Source organism: Nocardioides sp. S5 (genome assembly GCF_017310035.1).
In the GTDB taxonomy this organism is placed as follows: Bacteria; Actinomycetota; Actinomycetes; order Propionibacteriales; family Nocardioidaceae; genus Nocardioides.
Genome location: NZ_CP022296.1, coordinates 3,841,574 through 3,864,985, shown reverse-complemented (window position 1 = coordinate 3,864,985; position 23,412 = coordinate 3,841,574). Strand labels below are relative to the sequence as shown.

The following is a 23,412-nucleotide window of genomic DNA, read 5'->3' as shown; positions in this document are numbered from 1 at the left end:
AAGGGATCCCGGTGCCGTCCACGCCCCTGCTCGCCGTCGCCCGGCGGCTGGTCGCCGCCCCTACCCTGGGCGGTGCGCTGGCCGACGCCGCGGTGCAGCCCGCACTCGACCTCACCGGCCCCGCCGCCGTGCGCCCCTACGTCGTCCACGGCCTGGTCGAGCGCGGTCGGACGGTCCTCGCGGTCACCGCCACGTCGCGCGAGGCCGAGGACCTGGTCGAGGAGCTGGGTGACCTCGTCGACCCCGACACGGTGGCCTACTACCCGAGCTGGGAGACGCTCCCGCACGAGCGGCTGAGCCCGCGCAGCGACACCGTCGGGCGACGCCTCGCGGTGCTGCGCAGGCTGCGCCACCCCGGCACCGACGCTGCCAACGGTCCGCTGAAGGTCGTCGTCGCCCCGATCCGCAGCCTGCTCCAACCACAGGTCCCCGGCCTGGCCGACATCGAGCCGGTCGAGCTGGCCCCGGGCGAGGCCCGGGCCATGGAGGACGTGGTCCGCGGCCTGGCCGAGGCGGCGTACACCCGCGTCGACATGGTCGAGCGGCGCGGCGAGTTCGCGGTGCGCGGCGGCATCGTCGACGTCTTCCCGCCCACCGAGGAGCACCCGCTGCGCGTGGAGTTCTGGGGCGACGACGTCGAGGAGATCCGGGCCTTCTCCGTCGCCGACCAGCGCACCCTCGAGACGGTGCCGCGGCTCTGGGCGCCGCCGTGCCGTGAGCTGCTGCTCACCGATGACGTACGCCGTCGCGCCGCCGAGCTCGGCCGGGCGCACCCGCAGCTGCTCGAGCTCACCGACAAGATGGCCGCCGGCATCGCCGTCGAGGGCATGGAGTCCCTCGCCCCGGTCCTGGTCGAGGAGATGGAGCTCCTGGTCGACCTCATGCCGGCCGGCACCACCGTGCTGGTGCTCGACCCCGAGCGCGCCCGCAGCCGCGCGCACGACCTGGTCGCGACGAGCGAGGAGTTCCTCGGTGCGTCGTGGGCCGCTGCGGCCGGTGGCGGCACGGCCCCGATCGACCTCGGCGCCGCGTCCTACCGCGAGATCGCCGACGTGCGCCAGCACGCCCTTGCGCTGGGCCACGCGTGGTGGGCGGTGAGTCCCTTCGGCATTGAGGCCGAGGACGACGACGGCTCGCTCACGCTTCCGATCAACGGCGCCGAGGCCTACCGCGGCGACCTCGAGCAGGCGATCGCCGACATCCGCGGCTGGCTCGAGGAGTCGAGCGACGTCGTGGTGGTCCACGCCGGCCACGGTCCGGCGCAGCGCTTCGTCGAGCTGCTCGGCGAGCACGACATCGCCGCCCGGCTGGTGGAGGAGGGCGACACCGCGGGCCCCGGCGTCGTCACGGTGACCTGCGGCCACGTCGTGCACGGCCTCGTCGACGACGAGGCGCGCATCTCGGTGGTGACCGGCGACGACCTGTCGGGCCAGAAGACCTCGACGCGCGACATGCGTCGGATGCCGACGCGGCGCAAGAAGCAGATCGACCCACTCGAGCTCAAGGCCGGCGACTACGTCGTCCACGAGCAGCACGGCGTGGGCCGCTTCGTGGAGATGAAGCAGCGCGAGATCGGGGGCGCGGTGCGCGAGTACCTCGTCCTCGAGTACGGCCCCAGCAAGCGCGGCGGCCCCAACGACATGCTCTACGTCCCGGCCGACACCCTGGACCAGGTCACCCGCTACGTCGGCGGCGAGAACCCGAGCCTCGACCGCCTCGGCGGCGGCGACTGGACCAAGCGCAAGAACAAGGCGCGCCGCGCGGTCCGCGAGATCGCTGCCGAGCTGATCAAGCTCTACGCCGCCCGCCAGGCCACCAAGGGCCACGCCTACGGCCCCGACACCCCGTGGCAGCGCGAGCTCGAGGACGCGTTCCCCTTCACCGAGACCGTCGACCAGCTGACGACCGTCGACGAGGTCAAGGCCGACATGCGCCAGGTCGTCCCGATGGACCGGCTCGTCTGCGGCGACGTCGGCTACGGCAAGACCGAGATCGCGGTCCGCGCGGCCTTCAAGGCGGTGCAGGACGGCAAGCAGGTGGCGTTGCTGGTGCCGACGACGCTGCTCGTCACCCAGCACATGTCGACCTTCGCCGAGCGGATGTCGGGCTTCCCGGTCGTCATCAAGGGCCTCTCGCGGTTCCAGACCGACAAGGAGGCCAAGGAGGTCATCGCCGGTCTCGAGGACGGCTCGGTCGACATCGTCGTCGGCACCCACCGCCTGCTCAACCCCGACATCAAGATGAAGGACCTCGGCCTCATCATCGTCGACGAGGAGCAGCGCTTCGGTGTCGAGCACAAGGAGCAGATGAAGCGGATGCGCACGTCCGTCGACGTGCTGTCGATGAGCGCGACGCCGATCCCGCGCACCCTGGAGATGGCGGTCACCGGCATCCGGGAGATGTCCACCATCACCACGCCCCCGGAGGAGCGGCACCCGGTCCTGACCTATGTCGGTGCCTACGAGGACCGCCAGGTCGTCGCAGCCGTACGCCGTGAGCTGCTGCGCGAGGGCCAGGTCTTCTACATCCACAACCGGGTGCAGTCGATCGAGAAGGCCGCCGCACGGATCCGCGAGCTGGTGCCCGAGGCGCGCGTGGCCACCGCGCACGGCCAGATGGGCGAGCACGCCCTGGAGCAGGTCATGCTCGACTTCTGGGAGAAGCGCTTCGACGTGCTGGTCTGCACGACCATCGTCGAGAGCGGCCTCGACGTCTCCAACGCCAACACGATGATCATCGAGCGCTCCGACACCCTCGGTCTCTCCCAGCTCCACCAGCTGCGCGGTCGCGTCGGCCGCTCCCGCGAGCGCGCCTACGCCTACTTCCTCTATCCCTCGGAGAAGCCGCTCACCGAGACCGCCCACGAGCGCCTCGCGACCCTGGCCCAGCACTCCGACCTCGGCGGCGGCATGGCGATCGCCATGAAGGACCTCGAGATCCGCGGCGCCGGCAACCTGCTCGGCGGCGAGCAGTCCGGCCACATCGCCGACGTCGGCTTCGACCTCTACGTCCGCCTCGTGGGCGAGGCCGTCGCCGACTTCAAGGGCGGCGGCGAGGACGACCAGCTCCAGGAGGTGCGCATCGAGCTGCCGGTCGACGCCCACCTGCCCCACGACTACATCCCGAGCGAGCGCCTGCGCCTGGAGATCTACAAGCGCCTGGCGGAGGTGCGCACCGACGCCGACGTCGACGAGGTGCGCGCCGAGCTGGTCGACCGCTACGGCAACCCGCCCGAGGTGGTGGAGTCGCTGCTGGTCGTCGCCCGCTTCCGGGCGCGGTGCCGCCAGGTCGGCGTCAAGGAGGTCACGGTGGCCGGCAAGTACGTCCGGTTCGCGCCGGTCGACCTGCCCGAGTCCCGCGTCGTACGCCTCCAGCGGCTGCATCCGCGCAGCATCGTCAAGGCTCCGATCAGTACGATCCTGGTGCCGCGGCCGCAGACCAGCGGCTTCCCCGTGACCCCGGTGTCGGGTGTGGCCCTGCTTGAATGGGCCCGCGGCGTGATCGACGACGTGATCGACGTGCCGGCCCCGGCAAGCGCAACGACCAAGGAGTGACCCCGTGAGCAAGACCCGCCTGATGACGGCCGTGCCCACCTGGCTGGCCGTGGGCCTGTCCGGCGTGCTGCTGACCGGCTGCGGCAGCGCCTCCCCGGGGGTGGCGGTCAAGGTCGGAGACCGGGAGCTCACGGTCCGCGAGGTCGACGCGGCGGCGGCGGAGATGTGCACCGCGCTCGGCGAGCAGTTCGCCGCGCAGAACACCGTCCTGCCGATGAGCTTCGTGCGCCAGGGCACCGTCCAGCTGATGACGCTGCGCGCCCAGGCGATGGAGATCGCCGAGGAGTACGGCGTCGAGCCGGGCTCGGGCTACGCCAATGACCTGGCGCAGCGCAGCCGTACGGCCGCGACGATGCCGGAGGAGGCGCAGGACACCTACGTCGAGCTCACCTCGGCCAACGCGCTCGCGACCGACATCGTGAACCAGGTCGGCGAGATCGTCCTCGAGGACCGTGGTGTCACCGAGCCGACCACCGACGAGGTCACCCAGGCCGGGGTCGACGTGTTCAACCAGTGGCCGGACGCCAACGGCATCGAGATCGACCCGCGCTACGGCCTCGAGAGCGTCGACGGCGTGCTGACCCCGATCGACACCAACACCTCCGTCGCGGTCGGCGAGACGGCGAAGGCCGGCCTGTCGACCGAGCCCGACCCCGCCTTCGCGCGGACGCTGCCGCTGACCCACCGCTGCGGCTGAGCAGGCCGTCGTCGTGACGGAGCCCGCCGGGCAGGACTCGCCGCTGGAGGCCTTCGCCGACCAGATGCGCCTCCTGCGGCGCGAGTGCGCCTGGAAGCGCGAGCAGACCCACACCTCGCTCGTCCCTTTCGTCCGCGAGGAGGCCGAGGAGGTGGTCGAGGCCATCGAGTCCGGCGACCCCGCGGCGCTCTGCGACGAGCTCGGCGACCTGCTCCTGCAGGTGGTCATCCACGCGGTGATCGCCGAGGAGGCGGGCCACTTCACGCTCGACGACGTCGCCCGCGGTGTCATCGCCAAGATGGAGCGCCGCAACCCGCATGTCTTCGGCGACGCCGTAGCGGCCGACGCGGCCGAGGTGCTGACCCTCTGGAATGCGGCCAAGGCCGCCGAGAAAGCAGCTGCTGCCCAGCGAGACGGGGAGGCCGGGGAGGTTTGAGGCGCGGGCCGGAGCGGTAGGTGCCCCTGCATGAGTCGACTCGCCGCCGCCCGACGCCGTCCTGCCCTCGCCCTGGGGCTGCTCGCGCTCGTCGCGTCGGCGCTGGCCGGCGCGGCCACCGCCACGCCGGCCGAGGCACGGCCGGGGGAGCGGGCCGGGGCCGCGGCACCGGTGCGACCGCTGCTCTCCGGGGTGGCCACCACCGCCCGCGTGAGCGGCGAGCGGGCGGGGCTGTCGGGGCGACACCAGCTCGTCGAGCTCGACGCCGACGTGCTGCCGCGGGTGGCCGACGGGCAGCGCCTCGCGCTCCCGGGGACGTCGGGCAGCACCGTCGTACGCATCGGCGACGTCGAGACAGCGCCGGGCTTCACCGCCTGGAGCGGCCGGGTGCCCGGTGAGGACCTCGCCTCGTTCACGCTGGTCGAGGTCGACGGCACCTTCCGCGGCTCGCTCGTCTCGCCCGACGGCCTGTGGTCGCTCACCGGTGCGGGCGGCGACCGCTACTGGTGGACCGAGCTGCGGGACCGTGAGGGCCTCGACGGCGACGACTCCGCGGGCGTCGTCGCGTCTGCGCGTACGCGTACGGCCGAGGTCACTCCGCGCACCGCGGCCGGCGCCGGCGACCGCCGTGCGCGTCGGGTGAGGATCGGCGTGATGTTCGGCTACACCGCCGGCGCCAAGGCGGAGGCCGGGAGCAAGGAGGCGCTGAAGGCGGCGGCCGTCCTGGTGGTCGCGCAGACCAACGAGGCGCTGTCCAACTCCGGCGTCAGGGCCACCTTCCGCTACCGCGGCCTGGTCAAGGCGCGGGGCAAGGAGAGCGCCGACGCGGTCAAGGACGCCTTCCGCGTCGGTCGCCCGCGCGACGGCCACTTCGACAACCTCCAGCGGGTGCGTCGGAAGAAGGGCGGCGACATCGTCCACCTGCTCACGACCGGCCCGACCAGCGGCATCTGCGGGGGCGGGCTGATCCCGCTCACGCCGCGGCGGGCGACGCCGCTGGCCGGCGCCTCGGTGACCCGCGTGGGGTGCCTGCCCTACCTCGTGGCCACCCACGAGATCGGCCACAACCTTGGCGCCGACCACTTCTCCTACCCCGGCGTCACCCGTGCCTCGCGCGTCCCCTACGCCCGCGGCTTCGCCAACCCGGCCGGCAACTACATCTCGGTGATGGGCTACTACGACCCGTGCGTCGACGCGGGCAACTACTCCTGCGTGCGGATCCCGTGGTTCTCCAGCCCCACGAACACCTACGGCGGACAGCCGCTGGCCGACAACGACAGGACCGACAACACACGGGTGATCAAGCAGACCGCGCCGCGGGTGGCGCGCTACGTGCGCTGACCCGGACACCCCACGACGCCGGGCACCGACGTGGCTAGGCTGACGGCTGTCCCACGACGTCCCTCCTCAGGAGCTCTCCCATGTCGATCATCGCTGCAGTAGGCGCCCGCGAGATTCTCGATTCGCGCGGCAACCCCACCGTCGAGGTGGAGGTCCTCCTCGAGGACGGCGCGTTCGGTCGCGCGGCGGTGCCCAGCGGTGCCTCCACCGGCGCCTTCGAGGCCGTCGAGCTGCGCGACGGCGGCAAGCGCTACCTCGGCAAGGGCGTGCAGAAGGCCGTGGACGCCGTCGGTGACACCATCGCCGGGGCCGTCGTCGGCCTCGACGCCGACGACCAGCGCCTGCTCGACCAGGTCATGCTCGACCTCGACGGCACCGACAACAAGGCCAAGCTCGGCGCCAACGCGATCCTCGGTGTCTCCCTCGCCACCGCGAAGGCCGCGGCCGAGTCCGCCGGCCTCCCGCTCTTCCGCTACGTGGGCGGCCCCAACGCCCACCTGCTGCCGGTGCCGATGATGAACATCCTCAACGGCGGCTCGCACGCCGACTCCAACGTCGACGTCCAGGAGTTCATGATCGCGCCGATCGGCGCCCCGACCTTCCGCGAGGCGCTCCAGCAGGGTGCGGAGGTCTACCACGCGCTCAAGTCGGTGCTGAAGAAGAAAGGCCTGTCCACCGGCCTCGGCGACGAGGGCGGCTTCGCGCCCAACCTCGACAGCAACCGCGCCGCGCTCGACCTGATCGCTGAGGCGGTCAAGGCTGCCGGCTTCACGCTCGGCAAGGACATCGCGCTCGCGATGGACGTCGCGGCCAGCGAGTTCCACGACAAGGGCAAGTACACCTTCGAGGGAAAGAAGCTGAAGAGCGACGACATGGTCGCCTACTACACCGAGCTCGTCGCGGCCTACCCGATCGTCTCCATCGAGGACCCGCTCGACGAGGAGGACTGGGACGGCTGGAAGGCCATCACCGACAGCCTCGGCGCGCAGACCCAGATCGTCGGCGACGACCTGTTCGTCACCAACGTCCAGCGCCTCCAGCGCGGCATCGACGGCGGCCAGGCCAACGCGATGCTCGTCAAGGTCAACCAGATCGGCTCGCTCACCGAGACCCTCGACGCCGTCGAGCTCGCCCACCGTGCGGGCTTCCGCAACATGATGAGCCACCGCTCCGGCGAGACCGAGGACACCACCATCGCCGACCTCGCGGTCGCCACCAACTGCGGTCAGATCAAGACCGGCGCGCCGGCCCGCTCGGACCGCGTGGCGAAGTACAACCAGCTCCTCCGCATCGAGGACGAGCTCGGTGACGCAGCTCGCTACGCCGGTCGGGGTGCCTTCCCGCGATTCGGGGCCTGAGCAGGCAGACTGGGGCGCATGCCTTCCCAGCGCCGATCTCCGCGCAACGGGCCGGGCAGTGGACCGCGCAGCTCGCACCCCGGTGTCCGCGGCTCCCGGCCGCGGACGGGCGTGCGTACGCCTCAGGTCCGGTCCGACGCGCGCACCGACCCCGCGTCCACCCAGGTGCGACCCGTTGCGGGCACGCGTCGTCCCCGGTTCACCGGGCGTGCGGCGGTGCTCGTGCTGGTGCTGGCCGTGCTCACGGTGTCCTACGCCTCGTCGCTGCGCGCCTACCTCCAGCAGCGCTCCCACATCGGTGACCTGAAGGCGCAGATCGCCGAGCGCGAGGCCAGCATCGACCAGCTCGAGCGCGAGAAGCGTCGCTGGGACGACCCGGCGTACGTCAAGGCGCAGGCGCGGGCGCGCTTCGGCTACCTGATGCCCGGCGAGTCCGGCTTCGAGGTCATCGGCGCCGACGGCAGGCCGCTCGAGGCCCAGGCGAGCCTCAACGACCCCGACGAGGTGATCCGCACGGTGCCGAAGGCCTGGTGGACCGCCGCGTGGGAGTCGGTCGAGCTCGCCGGCAACCCACCCCCGCCGGACCAGGAGCCGGCCGACCTGATCGACGGGACCCGACAGTGACCCACAAGGACGTCCCCCCGCACGAGCCGGGCGTGGTCCACCGCGACAACCCCCGCATCGACGCCGCCGACGAGGCCGCCATCCAGGCGCAGCTCAAGCGTCGTCCCCGTGGCATCGACTCGGTCGGCCACCGCTGCCCCTGCGGCAATCCCGACGTCGTCACGACCGAGCCGCGGCTGCCCGACGGCACGCCGTTCCCGACGACCTTCTACCTCACCTGCCCGCGCGCGGCCTCGCGCATCGGCACGCTCGAGGGCACCCACGTGATGAAGGAGATGGAGGAGCGCCTCGGCGCCGACGAGGAGCTCGCAGCGGCCTACCGCGGGGCCCACGAGCGCTACCTCGAGCTCCGTGCCGAGGTCGGCGAGCGGGCCGGGCTCGACGTCCCGGAGATCGACGGCATCTCCGCCGGTGGCATGCCCGACCGGGTCAAGTGCCTGCACGTCCTGGCCGGCCAGTCGCTGGCCATGGGTCGTGGCGTGAACCCGCTGGGCGACGAGGTGCTCGACGCCCTCGGCGAGTGGTGGGCGTCGGGGCCCTGCGTGCAGCGCCCGGACTCATCCCCGCGCTGACCGGGCACTTCCTCGCGCTGCGAGGCGCTGACCGGGCACTTCCTTTCGTCCGGGCTTGCCCTCCATGGCAAGCAAGTGCCCGTTCGAGCCTTCTGTCCGCCACGAAGTGCCCGGTCGGCACAATGGGCGCATGAGCACCGTCGCGGCCATCGACTGCGGGACCAACTCGATCAAGGTCCTGGTGGGCGACGTGCGCGCCGACGGCACGCTCGACGTGGTGCTGCGCGACTCCCGCGTCGTACGCCTCGGCCAGGACGTCGACCGGACCGGGGTGCTGGCCGACGAGGCGCTCGAGCGAACGTTCGCCGCGGTCGACGAGTTCGGCGCGGTGATCCGCGAGCACGGCGTGGACCCCGCCCGGGTGCGCTTCTGCGCCACCTCCGCGAGCCGCGACGCGAGCAACGCCGACGTCTTCCGGGAGGGCGTACGCCGTCGCCTGGGTGTCGAGCCCGAGGTGCTGTCGGGCGACGAGGAGGCCGCGCTGGTCTTCGCCGGTGCCATCGCGGCACAGGACCCGCTGCCGGCCGAGCCGGTGCTCGTGGTCGACATCGGCGGTGGGTCGACCGAGCTGGTGCTGGGGGAGGGGAGCGCGCGGCAGGCCACCTCGATGGACATCGGGTCGGTCCGCCTCCACGAGCGCCACCTGCACGGCGATCCGCCCACCCGGGCCGAGGTCGCCGCGTGCGTCGCGGACATCGACCGCCACCTCGACGACTGCGGCGTCGACCTCGGCCGCACCCGCACCGCCATCGGCACCTCCGGGACCATCAAGACGATCGCCTGCGGGGTCCTCGCCCTGGGGTCCTACGACCGCGACGCCTTCGACGGCGCGGTGCTCTCCAACGACCACACGATGGCGCACGTCGACCGGCTGCTGGCGATGACGGTCGAGGAGCGGCGAGGCCTGCCCTTCATGCACCCCGGACGCGCCGACGTGATCGGGGCCGGCGCGCTGATCTGGAGCCGCATCCTGGCGCGGGTGCCGGTGCCGGAGCACCTGGTCTCCGAGGCCGACATCCTGCACGGCATGGCTGCCGCCATCGGCCGATGATGCTCCCGCACCCGCTGACGGGGGAGGAGTTCACCAGCCCCGTCGAGCCCGGCACCGGCTGGCCCGACGACCCGGCCGCGCCCCGCACGACGGTCGCGCGCGACGCCGACGACGTACGCCGTCTCGCGCGGACCGACGACCTGGCCGAGCTCGACGCCCGGGTGAGCGTCTGCGCGGCCTGCCCCCGGCTGGTGCAGTGGCGCGAGGACGTGGCGGTGGTGAAGCGGGCGTCGTTCGCCGACCAGCCCTACTGGGGTCGGCCGATCCCGGGTTGGGGCGATCCGGACCCGTCGTTGCTGATCGTCGGGCTCGCACCGGCCGCCAACGGCGGCAACCGCACCGGCCGCATCTTCACCGGCGACCCGAGCGCCGACTGGCTCTTCGCCAGCCTGCACCGCACCGGCTGGGCGAGCCGGCCCACCAGCGAGCACGCCGGCGACGGGCAGCGCCTCCTCGACGCACGGATGATCGCGACCGTTCGCTGCGCCCCACCCGAGAACAAGCCGACGGCGCTCGAGCGCGACACCTGCGCCCCGTGGATCGCCGCCGAGCTGGCGCTGCTGCCGAGCGTGCGGGCGGTGGTCGCGCTGGGCTCCTTCGGCTGGGACGGCGCCCTTCGCTCGCTGGTCGCAGCAGGAGCGCCTGCGCCGGAACGCCGCCCGAAGTTCGGCCACGGCGTCGAGGTCGCGCTGGGCGCCGTGACCCTCGTCGGCTGCTACCACCCGTCCCCGCACAACACCTACACCGGACGCCTCACCCGCGAGATGACGGACGAGGTCTTCGAGCGGGCGCGGGCGCTGACACAATGACGCCGTGACCCTCCACGCCATCACCGTCCTCGGCCACGACCGTCCCGGCATCATCGCCGAGACCACCGACAGGCTCGCCGGCCTCGGTCTCAACCTCGAGGACTCCACGATGACGCTGCTGCGCGGCCACTTCGCGATGACCCTCATCTGCGCCGGTGATGCCGGCGCCGAGGCCATCGAGTCGGCCCTCGCCCCGCTGGCCGCGGACGGCAGCCTCACGGTGACGGTGCGCGAGGTGCCGGCGGAGGAGACAGCGAGCGCCGACGGCACGTCGTGGATCCTGTCCGTCCACGGCGGCGACCGCCCTGGCATCGTGTCCGCGGTCGTCGCGGTGATCGCGGGCGTCGGCGGCAACATCACCGACCTCACCACGCGCCTGGCCGGCGACCTCTACCTCCTCGTCGCCGAGGTCGACCTGCCGGCGGACGCGGACGCCTCCGCCGTGGAGCGCGACCTCACCGAGGTCGCCGCGGACCTCGGCGTCGGCGTGACGTTGCGCGCCGCCGAGACCGACGAGCTCTGAGCCGCGCCGATGACCGCCAACCCCCGGGTCCGTGACTGGACCGAGGCCGAGCTCGACGTGCCCGGTGAGCTCCTCGAGGTCGTCCGGGCCCCCGCGCCGGTGCTGTCCACCGTCGGCGAGCGCGTCGACCCCACCGCCCCCGAGGTCGTCCGGCTCGCCGCCGACCTCGTCGCCACGATGCGGGTCTCGCCCGGCTGCGTCGGTCTGGCCGCACCGCAGGTCGGGGTGGGCGTGAAGGTCTTCTGCGTCGACGTCTCCGAGCACCCCAAGACCCGCGAGCACCACGGCACCTTCGTGCTCTGCAACGCCGAGGTCGTCTCCGGCAGCCGCAACGAGAAGGCCCGTGAGGGCTGCATGTCGGTCCCGGACTTCACCGGAGACGTCAAGCGCCCCAGCCGCATCGTCGTACGCGGCCAGCTGCCCGGCACCGGCGAGGAGGTCGAGCTCGAGGCGGAGGCCTTCGAGGCGCGCGCGCTCCAGCACGAGATCGACCACTGCGACGGCCTGCTCTTCCTCGACCGCGCTGCCGGGGCGCACGCGGTCTACGCTCGCAAGACCTACCTCTAGGGCGTCGCCCGGAGGCCAGCCCCGGTATCCCAACCGGTAGAGGAAGCGGTCTTAAAAACCGCACAGTCTGGGTTCGAACCCCAGCCGGGGCACAGGGTCGGTGGGCCCGACTAGGGTCGCCGGAATGGCCGCCACCCTGCAGGAGATCGCCTCCGACCTCGCGCCCACGGGCGTCCTCCGCGCCTCGATCAGCCTGGGCAACCCGGTGCTGGCGCAGGGCACCGCTGCCGACCCGTCGGGCGTCACGGTCGACCTCGCGCGCGAGATCGGCCGGCGCCTGGGCCTGCCGGTCGAGCTCTCCTGCTTCGACGCGGCTCGCCGCTCCTACGAGGCGATGGTGGCCGGCGACGCCGACATCTGCTTCCTGGCGATCGAGCCCGCGCGGGAGGCCGAGGTCGCGTTCACCCCCGCCTACGTTGTGATCGAAGGCGTGTTCGCGGTCCTCACGGACTCCCTCGTGCAGGCGCCGGCCGACGTCGACCGCCCGGGCGTGCGCATCGGCGTCAAGCGTGGCTCGGCGTACGACCTCTACCTCACCCGCACCCTCCGGCACGCCGAGATCGTGCGGGGCGAGTAGGGCTCGACGGTGTTCCTCGACAAGGGCCTGGACGTCGCGGCCGGCATCCGGCAGCCCCTCACCGCCACCGTCGCGTCCGGGCCCCCCGTCGACCTCCTCGACCAGCTCGAGGCCCTGGAGCGGATCAAGGCCGCAGCCGCGGCCGCCCACGTCCGCCACCTCGACCACGTCCAGCGTGACGCCGACGGTGGGCGCACCACTGCCGTCAACGGCCAGGGGCTCTGCGAGCGCTGCAACTACGTCAAGGAGAGCCCCGGCTGGACGTCCTGGGTGCCGACTCTTCCTCCCGGCGCCCGCCACGAGGTCCAGGGCGTCACCGAGCACCTCCGGATCACCAGGTCGACCTCGCCACCCCTCCCGGGTGGGCCTGCGGGAGCCCCCGACTACTCACCGGCCGAGCGCCAGCTCGCCAGCAGCTTCACCCTCGCGTCCTAGTGCGCGTTCGCCTCGCGAGAGGCGCGAGCCGGTCCGTGGTTCGACGACCGGAGAAGCGGCCGATACGTCATCATCGGGGCCATGAGCATGCGCACCCGCCGAGCGGTCACTGCGGGGTGCGCCCTTCTGGTCGTCGCCCTGGCGGGGTGCGGCACCGACACCTCCAACAGCCCCGCCGATGGAGGGGCCGATGGGAGGGCGGTCCCTGTCGTCCTTCCCGGCACTCCGGACAACGCGGTGCCGTCCGTCTTCGGGCACACCCGGGGGTCGGCCGGCCTCCTGCTCGCGGAGCAGGGGCTGGATGTGCGCTTCGGCGAGCAGGTCAGCTGTGCCCCGGCCGGTCGGCCAGTGGGGACCGAGCCCGCCGCCGGGACCGCGGTGTCTCCCGGGGATGCCGTCACGGTCCTGTTGTCCTACCAGGCTGCCACCACCGACTGCGCAGGTGACTTCCGGCAGCCGTGGCTGTTCGTCGACTTCGCCACGGGTCGGGGCCCGTCCCCGCGTTTCGCCGACGAGGTGAACCTCTTCGTGGACGGCGTGCGGACTGCGACGGTGTCCGGCGCGGACGCGGCCCGTGGCGGTTGGGGAGAGGGCTCCGCGTTGGACATCCTCCGTCGCGGCAGCGAGCAGGTGTTGCGCGTCGGGGACACCTACCGCATGCCCGAGCTGCAGGTGATCGCAGGGACTCCGCCCGACACCTGGTGCGGAGTCGCGCGGCCGCAGGAGCTCGCCGACCGCGAGGCGCTGACTCTCAGCGTGGCCTTCGCGGAGACCGCCACGAAGACGCGCTGTCCGGCCCGGGTGGCGTTGTACGACACCGCCGGGGCGATCGACGCCGTGGTCGCCTGGTCGGAGAGTGCGCGCGGCAGTCGGCCGGAGCCGGTCCCCGACGTGGTCGGCCTGTCCCTCGCGCAGGCGCGAGACGACGTCACTGCCGCTGGCTACCCCAGCCTGCTCGAGGAGCTCGAGACGTGTCATCCGCGCCGTGGGGTCGTGGAGCAGGCGCCGACCCAGCGGGCCGTGGACGAGGACGGTGATGACGACCCCAGCTGGTACGGGGCGGTCACCCTGGTCGTGGAGGTGCCGCACACGGTGCGCGACTGTGACCGCCTCGACGCGGCCGCGCACGGGTTCCTGCGCTTCGCACGCGGTGGACCCCCTCCGGCGTGGGCCCCGGAGGTCCAGCAGCTGCTCGGCCACGCCCTGTGGGACACGGTCGCCGCGAGCGCCGCCGACGATCCGGCCACGTGGGCCCTCTGCTCCACGGGCTCGCCGGAGGACTGTGCGGTCTCGCCCTTGCTCGTCGCCGCACGCGACGGTGAGGTCGAGACCGATGAGTTCAGCGACGTGACCCGATTCCCCGACGGTGAGACGTGCGAGCTCATCGACCTCGGTGGTCTGCCCAGCGGCCTTCTCGTCGAGCGACAGATCGTGTTGTACCCGGCCGAGCTGCAGTCCTGTGACGACGACTGGTCGATCTGGCTCTGGATCGACGAAGGGGGACGCATCACCACGGTCAACCTCCTCGTGCCCGAGGCCTGACCTGACGCGTGCTGCACACCTCAGCCGCGGCTGGCGCCCCGCGCAGCCCGGTTCGCCGTACGCGTCACCAGCACGGCGCCGAGCAGGACCGTGGCGTAGCCGAGGGCGAAGAGCCCGATCGTGACCGGGTGCGGTTGCTCGCCCTGGGGCAGCAGCGCCGAGGCCGCCAGCGCGACGGCGAACCCGACGACCACCCGCGCCGTCGCGCGGGCCGGCCCGGCCGCGGCGCGGTGGCCGGCAGCCCAGGCGAGGTCCGAGGCGCGCGTGGCCGACGTACGGATCCCGACCAGCCCGTTGCGCGGCAGATCACCTCGTCCACCGGCCCGCGCGACGAACCACATCGCCGCGGCCACCGTCACCAGCCCCCACGCACCGACCAGTGCCAGCACCATCGCCCCGTCCCCCTCAGTCCGTCGGCGTACCGCGCCCAGTCTCGCAGCAGGAGCGACCGACCTGAGAAGTTCCTGTGGTGGGAACAGCGGGCCCGTGGTGCACGTTTGACCTGGTGTCACCCCGGCTAGAGTGGTGTGACGCGACAGGTGCCGTCACCGCGACGGCGTCGGAGCCCCGGACACGCAGGGGCGGCCTCCAAGGAGAGACCATGAAGAGCAGCAATCCCATTTTCAACCGTTCCGAGGAGTTCAACCGCTCCTCGAACGCCTACGGCAACCAGACGTACGCCGGTGGGGGCGCCGCCTACCCCGGCTACGGCGAGACCTCGACCGACCCCGCCACCTGGGGCACCGGCACGCCCGGCCAGGTCGACCAGGGCCGGATGACGGTCGACTCCGTCGTGCAGAAGACCGCCATCTCGATCGCCCTGGTGTTCGCGACCGCGTTCGCCACGTGGTGGTTCATCGGCGACATGACCACGACGGACTCGCTCGGCAACACGATCGTCGACAACGACGCCTTCGCCCTCGCGTCCACGCTGTCCGTCATCGGTGCCGGTGGTGCGTTCATCCTGTCGCTGGTCAACTCGTTCAAGAAGGTCATCAGCCCGGCGCTGGTCATGGCGTTCGCGGCGGTCGAGGGTGTGGCCCTCGGCGCGATCAGCAAGTTCTTCGACGCCCAGTTCGGTGACGGCATCGTGACGCAGGCCGTGCTCGGCACGTTCGCGGCCTTCGCCGGCACGCTCGCGGCCTACAAGTTCTTCGACATCAAGGTCGGCCAGAAGTTCCGCACCTTCGTGATCGCCGGCATGTTCGGCATGGTGGGCCTCGGCCTGCTGTCGCTGGTGCTCAGCTTCTTCGGCATCAGCACCGGCCTCTTCGGCTTCGGTGCCCTCGGCCTGCTGATGGCCGTCGCCGGCCTCGTGCTCGGTGTCTTCATGCTGATCCTCGACTTCGACTTCGTCGAGAACGGCGTCGCCGCCGGTCTGCCGGAGCGCGAGTCGTGGCGTGCGGCCTTCGGCCTCACGGTCAGCCTGGTGTGGATCTACACCAACCTGCTCCGCATCCTCGCGATCATCCGCGGTGGCGACTGATCACTGATCGACCTGCCTGATCCGCCGGCCCGCCCGAGTCCTCTCGGGCGGGCCGGCGGCATTTCAGGAGGGGTCGGACCTCAGGCGTCCTGCTGGACGGCCTCGTCCTCGTGCTCGCCCGGGGACTCCGCGTCCGTGGACGGGCGGCGGCGGCGGTGGCGCAGCTCGACCCAGCGTCCGCGCAGGCCGCGCTGGTTGCCACCGACCTCGGTGCCGTCGACCTCGGTGCCGGGCGTACGCGCGGCGCGCACGGCCGCAGCCGCCACGGGGAGGATGCCCTCGCGACGCAGGGGCTCGGGCTGTGCCTCGTCCTCGGGGAGCAGGTCGAGGGCCGCGAGGCAGGAGGGGACCAGCACGGCCGCGAGCTGCTCGTAGCCGTCGGCCGAGGGGTGGAAGCGGTCCGGGCCGAACAGCACGGCGGGCGCGGCCTCGAACTCCGGGCCGAGGACGTCGCCGAGGGAGACCGTGCGACCGCCGTTCTCCACCACGGTGATCGTCTGGGCGGCCGCCAGCCGGCGCGACCACTCGCGGGCCACCTGCTTGAGCGGCGGTGGGATCGGCCGGATGGTGCCGAGGTCGGGGCAGGTGCCGACCACGACGTGGATGCCCTCCTCACGCAGGCGGCGTACGCCCTCGGCGAGGTGGCGCACGGACGCGGAGGGCAGCACGGTGTGGGTGACGTCGTTGGCCCCGATGAGCACGACGGCGAGGTCGGGGTGGGTCGCGATCGCGGTGTCGACCTGGTCGGCGAGCGCACTCGACATGGCACCGACGACGGCGAACGAGCGCAGGTGGACCCGTCGGTGGGCCTGGGCGGCGATGCCGCTGGCCAGGTGGGCGCCCGGGGTCTCCTCGACCCGCTCGACGCCGTAGCCGGCCGCGCTGGAGTCGCCGAGCAGGGCGATCCGGATGGCCGGGCCGGGGCGTCCGCGGCCGTACCAGCCGGTCGCGTCGGGCGGCGGGCCGTCGCCGATCACGCCGATCACCTTGCGCGCGAACCTCGCCTCGGCGACCAGGACGCCGTAGAGCCCGGCCCCGAGCACGGACAGTCCGCCCCCGCCCAGGGCGGCGGCCGACGCCAGCTTGCGTGCTGCTCCAGTTGCCCCCACGCCCACGATGCTACGCAAGCGGCGTTGCGCGCTCCGGATCGGTGGATGGGTAGCCTGAGCAGGTGCAGTACGCGAACTCCGTCCTCGACCTCATCGGCAACACCCCGCTGGTCCGGCTCAGCCGCACCCTCGACCTCGCAGAGGGGGGTGACGCGACCGCCGTGGGAGGCCCGCTGGTGCTCGCCAAGGTCGAGTACCTCAACCCCGGCGGGTCGGTGAAGGACCGCATCGCGACGCGGATGATCGAGGCGGCCGAGGCCTCGGGCGCGCTCCAGCCCGGCGGCACGATCGTCGAGCCCACCTCCGGCAACACCGGTGTCGGCCTGGCGATGGTGGCGCAGCAGAAGGGCTACAAGTGCGTCTTCGTCTGCCCCGACAAGGTCAGCGTCGACAAGCGCAACGTCCTCAAGGCCTACGGCGCCGAGGTCGTGGTCTGCCCGACCGCCGTCGCGCCGGAGCACCCGGACTCCTACTACAACGTCAGCGACCGGCTCGCCTCTGCGCCCGGAGCCTGGAAGCCCGACCAGTACTCCAACCCGCACAACCCGCGCTCGCACTACGAGACCACCGGCCCGGAGATCTGGGAGCAGACCGAGGGGCGCATCACCCACTTCGTGTGCGGGATGGGCACCGGCGGCACGATCAGCGGCGTCGGTCGCTACCTCAAGGAGAAGAACCCCGACATCCAGGTGATCGGCGCCGACCCGGCTGGCTCGGTCTACTCCGGTGGCACCGGTCGCCCCTACCTCGTCGAGGGCGTGGGCGAGGACTTCTGGCCCGACACCTACGACCGTGGGGTCGCGGACCGCGTCATCGAGGTCTCCGACGCCGACTCCTTCGCGTTCACCCGCCGCCTGGCCCGTGAGGAGGCGCTGCTCGTGGGTGGCTCGTGCGGCATGGCCGCCTGGGCCGCGCGCCAGGTGGCGCAGGAGCTCGCCGGCACCCCGGAGGGCGAGTCCGCGGTCATCGTGGTGCTGCTGCCCGACTCGGGCCGCGGCTACCTCACCAAGATCTTCAACGACGAGTGGCTCGCGCAGTACGGCTTCGCCACCGGCGCCGGCGGCGACTCGCGCACCGTCGGCGAGGTGCTGCGCGGCAAGTCCGGCCAGCTGCCCGACCTGGTGCACACGCACCCCGGCGAGACCATCGCCGAGGCGGTCCACATCCTGCAGGAGTACGGCGTCTCGCAGATGCCCGTCGTGCGCGCCGAGCCGCCGATCGTGGCCGCCGAGGTCGCCGGGTCGGTGTCCGAGCGGACGTTGCTCGACGCGCTGTTCACCGGCACCGCCAAGATGACCGACCAGGTGGAGGACCACATGTCCGCGCCCCTGCCGACCGTCGGCTCGACCGAGTCGGCCGCCGACGCCGTCTCCCTGCTGGAGAAGGCCGACGCCGTCCTGGTCCACGAGGACGGCAAGCCCATCGGGGTGCTCACCCGCCAGGACCTCCTCACCTTCGTGGCGGCGTCGTGACGCGCCTGACGCGGGCGCTGCTCGCCCTCACCTGCCTCGGCGCCCTCGCGGCGTGCGGCGACGACGTGAACACCAGCACCGACCCGGTCGAGGTCGAGGTCGGCGAGGCCTTCGAGTGGAACGGCTTCACCGTCGACGACGGCTGGGAGATCAACGGCATTGACCGCGCGGTCAACATGGAGGAGGTGACCACCCCCGAGGTCAAGGGCACGATCACCAACACCCTCGAGGAGGAGCGGACGGCCATCTTCGAGATGGTGTTCTCCGCCGACGGGGAGCCCGTCGCGACGCTGAGCTGCTCGGCCGCGAGCATGGTCACCGACCAGTCCCAGCAGTTCCTGTGCCCGGGCCTGGGCGCCGTCATGCCGGAGGAGTACGACGCCGTGGTCGTCCAGGAGCTCGTGCGCTGACGTGGGGGACCTCTCGGGCGAGGTCATCAGCTTCCTGGTCCTCGCGGCCCTGGTGGCTGGCTTCGTCGACGCCGTGGTCGGCGGCGGCGGACTGGTCCAGCTCCCCGCCCTGCTCGTCGGCCTGCCGGGGGCCTCGGTCGTGCAGATCGCGGCCACCAACAAGCTGGCGTCCTTCTGCGGCACGTCGATCAGCGCGGCGACGTACGTCCGGCGCATCCGCCCCGACCCGCGGACGTTCCTGCCGCTGATGGGTGCGGCCTTCGCCGGCTCGGCGGGCGGGGCGCTGGTGGCCTCGCTGCTGCCGCGCAGCGCCTTCGACCCGATCATCCTGGCCGTGCTGGTGCTCGTCGGCGGCTACGTCTGGTTCCGCCCCAGCGTCGGCGAGCTCACCAGCCTGCGCTTCGCCGGCGGCCAGCACCTGACCGTCGTCGTGCTCACCGGCCTGACGATCGGCTTCTACGACGGCGCCATCGGGCCCGGCACCGGCTCGTTCCTCGTCTTCGCCCTCGTCGGCCTGCTCGGTTACAACTTCCTCGAGGCCTCGGCCAAGGCCAAGCTCGCCAACTGGGCGACCAACCTGGCCGCGCTGGTCGTCTTCGTCCCGCAGGGCGCAGTCATCTGGGAGCTGGCCCTGCCGATGGCGGCGGCCAACATCACCGGCGGCTACCTCGGAGCGAGGCTGGCGATGGCGCGCGGCGCGAAGTTCGTCCGCGCGTTCTTCCTCGTCGTCGTCGCCGGCTTCGTGGTGCGGCTCGGCGGGCAGCTGCTCGGCTGGTGGTGACCGGGCGCCGCTCACCCAGGCGGTAGCCTCCCCTCGTGGGAGCCGTGGGGTCAGTCGACGCGTTCCAGCGCCGCCACCCTGTCCTCGGCTTCCCCCTCGCGGTGGTCTACAAGTACTTCGACGACCAGGGTCCCTACCTCGCGGCGGCGCTGACCTACTACGCCTTCATCGCGATCTTCCCGCTGATGCTGCTCGGCACGTCGATCCTCGGCATCATCCTGCGCGGCGAGCCCAACTGGCAGGAGTCCATCCTCGACTCCGCGCTCGCCCAGTTCCCGATCATCGGCGACGAGCTCGGTCGCCCCGAGGGACTCCAGGGTTCGTTCGCCGGTGTCGCGGTCGGTGGGCTTGCCGCCCTCTACGGCGCGCTGGGGCTCGGCCAGGCGCTGCAGAACACCCAGCACGTGGCCTGGTCCGTCCCGCGCAACAGCCGTCCCAACCCGTTCTACGCCCGGGTCAAGACGCTGTTGCTGCTCCTGACCGCCGGCCTGTCGCTGCTCGCCGTCACGATCGTCTCCACCATCGCCAGCACCACCGACGTGTTCACCGAGGTCATCGGCGGCGGCCTCAAGGCCCTGCTCCCGGTGCTGACGGTGCTGGTCGTCGGCACCGGGCTCAGCTACCTGTTCCGCTTCGCCGCGACCGGCCAGCACTCGTTCTGGCGTGCCGCGCCCGGCGGCTTCACCCTCGCGGTGCTGTGGCAGCTGCTCCAGCTCGGCGGCGCCGCCTACGTCGACCGCGTCCTGGTCAACACCTCGTCGATGACCAGCACCTTCGGACTGGTCCTCGGCCTCATCGGCTTCCTCTGGATCGGGGCGGTGATGGCGGTGCTCGCGACCGAGATCAACGTGGTGCTCGCGCGGCGGCTGTGGCCCCGGGCCCTGCTCACGCCCTTCACCGACAACGTGCAGCTCACCGACGCCGACCGCGAGGCGTACGCCCTCTATGCCCGCATGCAGCGCCACAAGGGCTTCGAGAAGGTGGTCGTGCGCTGGGAGCCGGGGCCGTCCGAGCGGGAGCCGGACGAGCGGTCCGACAAGCCGGCGTGACGACCTACGTCACCGTCGCCCGCGACGCGACCGGCGAGGTGGAGGACCGCGGCTCGCGCTTCCTGTGCACGCTGCGCCGCGTCGCCGAGGAGGACGAGGCCCGTGCGCTCGTGGCGTCGCTGCGTCGCGAGCACTGGGACGCCCGCCACCACTGCTCGGCCTTCGTGCTCGGTCCGGGCGGCGCGGTCCAGCGCTCCTCCGACGACGGTGAGCCCGCCGGCACGGCCGGTGCGCCGATGCTCGACGTGCTCCGCGGTGCCGGGGTCAGTGACGTCGCGGCCGTGGTCACCCGGTGGTTCGGCGGGACGCTGCTCGGCGCCGGAGGACTGGTGCGGGCCTACGGGGACGCCGTACGCGCTGCGCTGGCCGAGGCGGGCACGCTGCGACGTGCGCTGTTCACCGAGCTCGCGCTCGACCTCGACCACGCCGACGCCGGGCGGGTGGAGGGCGAGCTGAGGTCGCGGGGCGTGACGGTGCTCGAGACGGCGTACGACGCCCGGGTCCGGCTGCTGCTCGCCGCGCCCGCCGACGAGGTGGTCCGCGTGGTGGAGATGGTCGCCGCCGCCACCGGCGGCGCGTCGGTGCCCGAGCCCGTGGGCGAGCGCTGGGTGGACCTGGACGCAGGCGCTAGCTGACCTCGCCGTCGACGTAGACCCACCGGCCGGCGCGCTGCTCGAACCGGCTCACCTCGTGCATCGAGCCGCCGTCGAAGGACGCGACGAACTCCACCGTGTCGCCCTCGGCGGCGAGGACCCGGAGCCCGGTCCACCTCGTCGCGGGATCGGGCGTGACGTCGTCGGGGCGGGTGCGCGGGTGCCAGGTCCGGAAGAGGTGGTCGGCGTCGTTGCAGATGTTGGCGGTGTAGCGCGAGCGCATCAGCTGCTCGGGAGAGCTCGCCTGCGAGGTGTTGGCCAGCAGCGGTCCGCAGCAGGCGTCGTACGCCTCGCCGGTGCCGCACGGACAGGGGGTGGTCAGCACGGAGGCGAGCCTATCCTCGCCGCCGACGAGCCGGCGGCCCTGCGACCCGGCCTGCAATCCGATGGCCGTGCCGGCCGCACGCGGATACCGTGCGGCGCATGACGATCGAGCGGCCCGACCCGCCCCACAGCGCCGACGAGGTCGGGATGCTGCGCGGCTTCCTCGACCACTACCGCGCGACGATCCGGCTCCAGGCAGCGGGCCTGGACGACGCGCAGCTCGACCAGCGGCTCGCGCCGAGCGACCTGACGCTCGGCGGGATGCTCAAGCACCTCGCCTTCGTCGAGGACTACTGGTTCTCCTACAACCTCGCCGGCCACGAGCCGTCCCCGCCGTGGGACACCGCACCCTGGGACGACGACCCGGACTGGGACTGGCACAGCGCGTCGGGTGAGGCCCACGCCGAGCTGGACGCGCTGCTCGCCGCCGCGATCGTGCACTCGGACGCGTGCCTCGACGCGGTGCTGGCCGAGGACCCGGACCTGGGCCGTCCGGTCGCACGACCGCGCGACCCGGCCAGGGGCCCGACCGTCACCGTGCGGTGGGTCCTGGTGCACATGCTCGAGGAGTACGCCCGCCACGCCGGCCACGCGGACCTGGTCCGCCAGTCGATCGACGGCGCGACGGACGTCTGAGGCCTCAGGTCTGCCGTGCCGATGTCCCCATGGCGGCGCGACCTTCTGGTGGAATGTCCCCCATGCCCGAAACGATCCGCGTCTACCTCCTCGACGACCACGACGTCGTACGACAGGGGCTCAGGTTCCTGCTCGAGCAGCAGGACGACATCGAGGTGGTCGGTGAGTCCGCCAGCGCCACCGAGGCCACGGCGCGGATCCCCGCGCTCCGACCCCACGTGGCGGTCCTCGACGCCCGCCTGCCCGACGGCTCCGGCATCGAGGTGTGCCGCGCGGTGCGGGCCGTGGACCCGACGATCAACGCCCTCATCCTCACCTCGTACGACGACGACGAGGCGCTCTTCGCCGCGATCATGGCCGGCGCCTCGGGCTACGTCCTCAAGGAGATCCGCAGCTCCGACCTGGTCACCGCGGTGCGCCACGTGGCGTCGGGCAGGTCGCTCATCGACCCCGCGATGACCGCGACCGTCCTCGAGCGGATCCGCAGCGGCCCCAGCACCCCCGACGAGCTGGCATCGCTGACCGACCAGGAGCGGATCCTGCTCGGCCACATCGCCGAGGGCTTGACCAACCGGCAGATCGCCGAGCAGATGTTCCTCGCCGAGAAGACGGTCAAGAACTACGTCTCCAGCATCCTGGCCAAGCTCGGCCTCGAGCGGCGCACCCAGGCAGCGGTGCTGGCCTCCAAGCTGCTGGGGGACCAAGGTCCCTCCGGACGGTGACCGGAGACCCTGCTGCGCGCCTGCGCCCCACGCGACTCTGGTGGTGACCCAGAAAACACACCACAGAAGGAGGGGATGACGATGAGCGTCATCCACCGTCGCAGCGACGAGACAGATGCAGTTCAGGTTCCGGCCCACCACGACCAGAACCCCTGGTTCGACCGGGCCCTGGCCACCCTGCGGATCGCCTTCGGGATCACCTTCCTGTGGGCCTTCCTCGACAAGACCTTCGCGCTGGGCTTCCACACCGGCTACGACCAGGAGGGCAACCTCGACCGGTTCGGGGACGCGGCCTGGATCAACGGCGGCAGCCCCACCGAGGGATTCCTCAGCTTCGCGATCCCGGAGAACAACCCCTTCAAGGGCTTCTTCAACGGCCTCGCCGGCAGCGCCGTGGTCGACTGGCTGTTCATGCTCGGCCTGCTCGGCATCGGTGTCACCCTCCTCCTCGGGGTGGGCATGCGGATCGGCACCGCGGCAGGCGCGCTGATGTACGCGTTCATGTACGCCGCCGCGCTCCCGCTGGAGAACAACCCGGTCGTCGACGACCACCTCGTCGGCATCATCGTGATGGCGGTGCTCGCGCTCGGCGCGGCCGGCACCACGTGGGGGCTGGGTCACTGGTGGAACCGCACCGAGGTGGTCGAGAACCACCCCGTCCTGCGGTGACAGCAGGCCCCCAGG

26 protein-coding genes and 1 tRNA gene are annotated in these 23,412 nt (G+C 72.3%); 24 read left to right on the top strand and 3 right to left on the bottom strand.

What is annotated here, in order from left to right; genetic code table 11:
* The first annotated feature begins 47 nt into the window (after positions 1–47).
* The 15 genes from mfd (at position 48) to CFI00_RS19045 (ending at position 14,086) form a co-directional block, all read left to right on the top strand.
* Entirely contained in the window at positions 48–3,554 is a 3,507-nt protein-coding gene (mfd, locus tag CFI00_RS19110) for a transcription-repair coupling factor (RefSeq protein ID WP_242532908.1), read from the top strand.
* Positions 3,555–3,558: 4 nt separating this feature from the next.
* Positions 3,559–4,251 (top strand): hypothetical protein, encoded by a 693-nt coding sequence (locus CFI00_RS19105; protein WP_207082561.1) that lies wholly within the window; start codon positions 3,559–3,561, stop codon positions 4,249–4,251.
* A gap of 13 nt (positions 4,252–4,264) precedes the next feature.
* Positions 4,265–4,687 carry a MazG nucleotide pyrophosphohydrolase domain-containing protein gene (locus tag CFI00_RS19100; RefSeq protein ID WP_207082560.1) on the top strand — a complete coding sequence of 141 codons (423 nt, stop codon included), beginning with the start codon at positions 4,265–4,267 and terminating at the stop codon, positions 4,685–4,687.
* Positions 4,688–4,717: 30 nt separating this feature from the next.
* Entirely contained in the window at positions 4,718–6,028 is a 1,311-nt protein-coding gene (locus CFI00_RS19095; protein WP_207082559.1) for a reprolysin-like metallopeptidase, read from the top strand.
* Positions 6,029–6,108: 80 nt separating this feature from the next.
* Positions 6,109–7,386 carry a phosphopyruvate hydratase gene (gene eno, locus CFI00_RS19090; RefSeq protein WP_207082558.1) on the top strand — a complete coding sequence of 426 codons (1,278 nt, stop codon included), beginning with the start codon at positions 6,109–6,111 and terminating at the stop codon, positions 7,384–7,386.
* An 18-nt stretch (positions 7,387–7,404) separates the two neighbouring features.
* Positions 7,405–8,010, top strand: a complete 606-nt coding sequence (locus tag CFI00_RS19085) for a septum formation initiator family protein (protein WP_207082557.1) — start codon at positions 7,405–7,407, stop codon at positions 8,008–8,010.
* 56 nt (positions 8,011–8,066) lie between these two features.
* Complete coding sequence (locus CFI00_RS19080; protein WP_207085620.1) at positions 8,067–8,582, top strand: DUF501 domain-containing protein; 516 nt, start codon at positions 8,067–8,069, stop codon at positions 8,580–8,582.
* Between the two features lie 130 nt (positions 8,583–8,712).
* On the top strand, positions 8,713–9,633 hold the full coding sequence (locus CFI00_RS19075; protein ID WP_207082556.1) for a Ppx/GppA phosphatase family protein: 921 nt from the start codon (positions 8,713–8,715) through the stop codon (positions 9,631–9,633).
* On the top strand, positions 9,630–10,442 hold the full coding sequence (locus CFI00_RS19070; protein ID WP_207082555.1) for a uracil-DNA glycosylase: 813 nt from the start codon (positions 9,630–9,632) through the stop codon (positions 10,440–10,442). Before CFI00_RS19075 ends, CFI00_RS19070 begins: the two co-directional genes overlap by 4 nt.
* Positions 10,443–10,446: 4 nt before the next feature.
* A complete protein-coding gene (locus tag CFI00_RS19065) occupies positions 10,447–10,965 on the top strand; it encodes an ACT domain-containing protein (RefSeq protein WP_207082554.1) in 519 nt (172 codons plus the stop codon).
* 9 nt (positions 10,966–10,974) lie between these two features.
* Positions 10,975–11,532 carry a peptide deformylase gene (def, locus tag CFI00_RS19060; protein WP_207082553.1) on the top strand — a complete coding sequence of 186 codons (558 nt, stop codon included), beginning with the start codon at positions 10,975–10,977 and terminating at the stop codon, positions 11,530–11,532.
* 18 nt (positions 11,533–11,550) lie between these two features.
* A tRNA-Leu gene (locus tag CFI00_RS19055) sits at positions 11,551–11,624 on the top strand.
* 32 nt (positions 11,625–11,656) lie between these two features.
* The gene (locus CFI00_RS19050; protein WP_242532508.1) at positions 11,657–12,109 is read left to right on the top strand and encodes a transporter substrate-binding domain-containing protein; all 453 of its coding nucleotides are present in this window, start codon (positions 11,657–11,659) and stop codon (positions 12,107–12,109) included.
* Positions 12,110–12,118: 9 nt separating this feature from the next.
* Positions 12,119–12,544, top strand: a complete 426-nt coding sequence (locus CFI00_RS23715) for a hypothetical protein (protein ID WP_242532507.1) — start codon at positions 12,119–12,121, stop codon at positions 12,542–12,544.
* A gap of 81 nt (positions 12,545–12,625) precedes the next feature.
* The gene (locus CFI00_RS19045) at positions 12,626–14,086 is read left to right on the top strand and encodes a hypothetical protein (protein WP_207082552.1); all 1,461 of its coding nucleotides are present in this window, start codon (positions 12,626–12,628) and stop codon (positions 14,084–14,086) included.
* A 20-nt stretch (positions 14,087–14,106) separates the two neighbouring features.
* Here CFI00_RS19045 and CFI00_RS19040 read toward each other — a convergent pair whose 3' ends face one another.
* A complete protein-coding gene (locus CFI00_RS19040) occupies positions 14,107–14,478 on the bottom strand; it encodes an SdpI family protein (RefSeq protein ID WP_207082551.1) in 372 nt (123 codons plus the stop codon).
* A gap of 209 nt (positions 14,479–14,687) precedes the next feature.
* On the opposite strand from CFI00_RS19040, the gene CFI00_RS19035 reads away from it, so the two are divergent.
* Positions 14,688–15,572, top strand: a complete 885-nt coding sequence (locus CFI00_RS19035; RefSeq protein ID WP_207082550.1) for a Bax inhibitor-1/YccA family protein — start codon at positions 14,688–14,690, stop codon at positions 15,570–15,572.
* Between the two features lie 80 nt (positions 15,573–15,652).
* On the opposite strand, the gene CFI00_RS19030 is transcribed toward CFI00_RS19035, so the two are convergent.
* A complete protein-coding gene (locus CFI00_RS19030; RefSeq protein WP_207082549.1) occupies positions 15,653–16,681 on the bottom strand; it encodes an SGNH/GDSL hydrolase family protein in 1,029 nt (342 codons plus the stop codon).
* A gap of 62 nt (positions 16,682–16,743) precedes the next feature.
* Here CFI00_RS19030 and CFI00_RS19025 point away from each other — a divergent pair, with 62 nt between their 5' ends.
* Genes CFI00_RS19025 through CFI00_RS19005 form a run of 5 tightly spaced genes read left to right on the top strand, consistent with a single transcriptional unit; the run spans position 16,744 to position 21,028 of the window.
* Entirely contained in the window at positions 16,744–18,153 is a 1,410-nt protein-coding gene (locus CFI00_RS19025; protein WP_207082548.1) for a cystathionine beta-synthase, read from the top strand.
* Complete coding sequence (locus CFI00_RS19020) at positions 18,150–18,563, top strand: hypothetical protein (protein ID WP_207082547.1); 414 nt, start codon at positions 18,150–18,152, stop codon at positions 18,561–18,563. Before CFI00_RS19025 ends, CFI00_RS19020 begins: the two co-directional genes overlap by 4 nt.
* Position 18,564: 1 nt before the next feature.
* Positions 18,565–19,344 carry a TSUP family transporter gene (locus CFI00_RS19015; protein WP_207082546.1) on the top strand — a complete coding sequence of 260 codons (780 nt, stop codon included), beginning with the start codon at positions 18,565–18,567 and terminating at the stop codon, positions 19,342–19,344.
* Positions 19,345–19,379: 35 nt separating this feature from the next.
* Positions 19,380–20,393: a YihY/virulence factor BrkB family protein gene (locus tag CFI00_RS19010; RefSeq protein ID WP_207082545.1), complete on the top strand. Its 1,014-nt coding sequence runs from the start codon at positions 19,380–19,382 to the stop codon at positions 20,391–20,393.
* Positions 20,390–21,028: a YigZ family protein gene (locus CFI00_RS19005; RefSeq protein WP_207082544.1), complete on the top strand. Its 639-nt coding sequence runs from the start codon at positions 20,390–20,392 to the stop codon at positions 21,026–21,028. Before CFI00_RS19010 ends, CFI00_RS19005 begins: the two co-directional genes overlap by 4 nt.
* Here the strand turns inward: CFI00_RS19005 and CFI00_RS19000 are convergent.
* On the bottom strand, positions 21,021–21,371 hold the full coding sequence (locus tag CFI00_RS19000) for a YchJ family metal-binding protein (protein ID WP_242532506.1): 351 nt from the start codon (positions 21,369–21,371) through the stop codon (positions 21,021–21,023). The two genes, CFI00_RS19005 and CFI00_RS19000, sit on opposite strands and share 8 nt — an antisense overlap.
* Before the next feature lie 98 nt (positions 21,372–21,469).
* On the opposite strand from CFI00_RS19000, the gene CFI00_RS18995 reads away from it, so the two are divergent.
* The 3 genes from CFI00_RS18995 (at position 21,470) to CFI00_RS18985 (ending at position 23,397) form a co-directional block, all read left to right on the top strand.
* Positions 21,470–22,006: a DUF664 domain-containing protein gene (locus tag CFI00_RS18995; protein ID WP_207082543.1), complete on the top strand. Its 537-nt coding sequence runs from the start codon at positions 21,470–21,472 to the stop codon at positions 22,004–22,006.
* A gap of 62 nt (positions 22,007–22,068) precedes the next feature.
* Positions 22,069–22,728 carry a response regulator transcription factor gene (locus CFI00_RS18990; RefSeq protein WP_207082542.1) on the top strand — a complete coding sequence of 220 codons (660 nt, stop codon included), beginning with the start codon at positions 22,069–22,071 and terminating at the stop codon, positions 22,726–22,728.
* 81 nt (positions 22,729–22,809) lie between these two features.
* Positions 22,810–23,397, top strand: a complete 588-nt coding sequence (locus tag CFI00_RS18985; RefSeq protein ID WP_242532505.1) for a hypothetical protein — start codon at positions 22,810–22,812, stop codon at positions 23,395–23,397.
* Positions 23,398–23,412 lie beyond the last annotated feature (15 nt).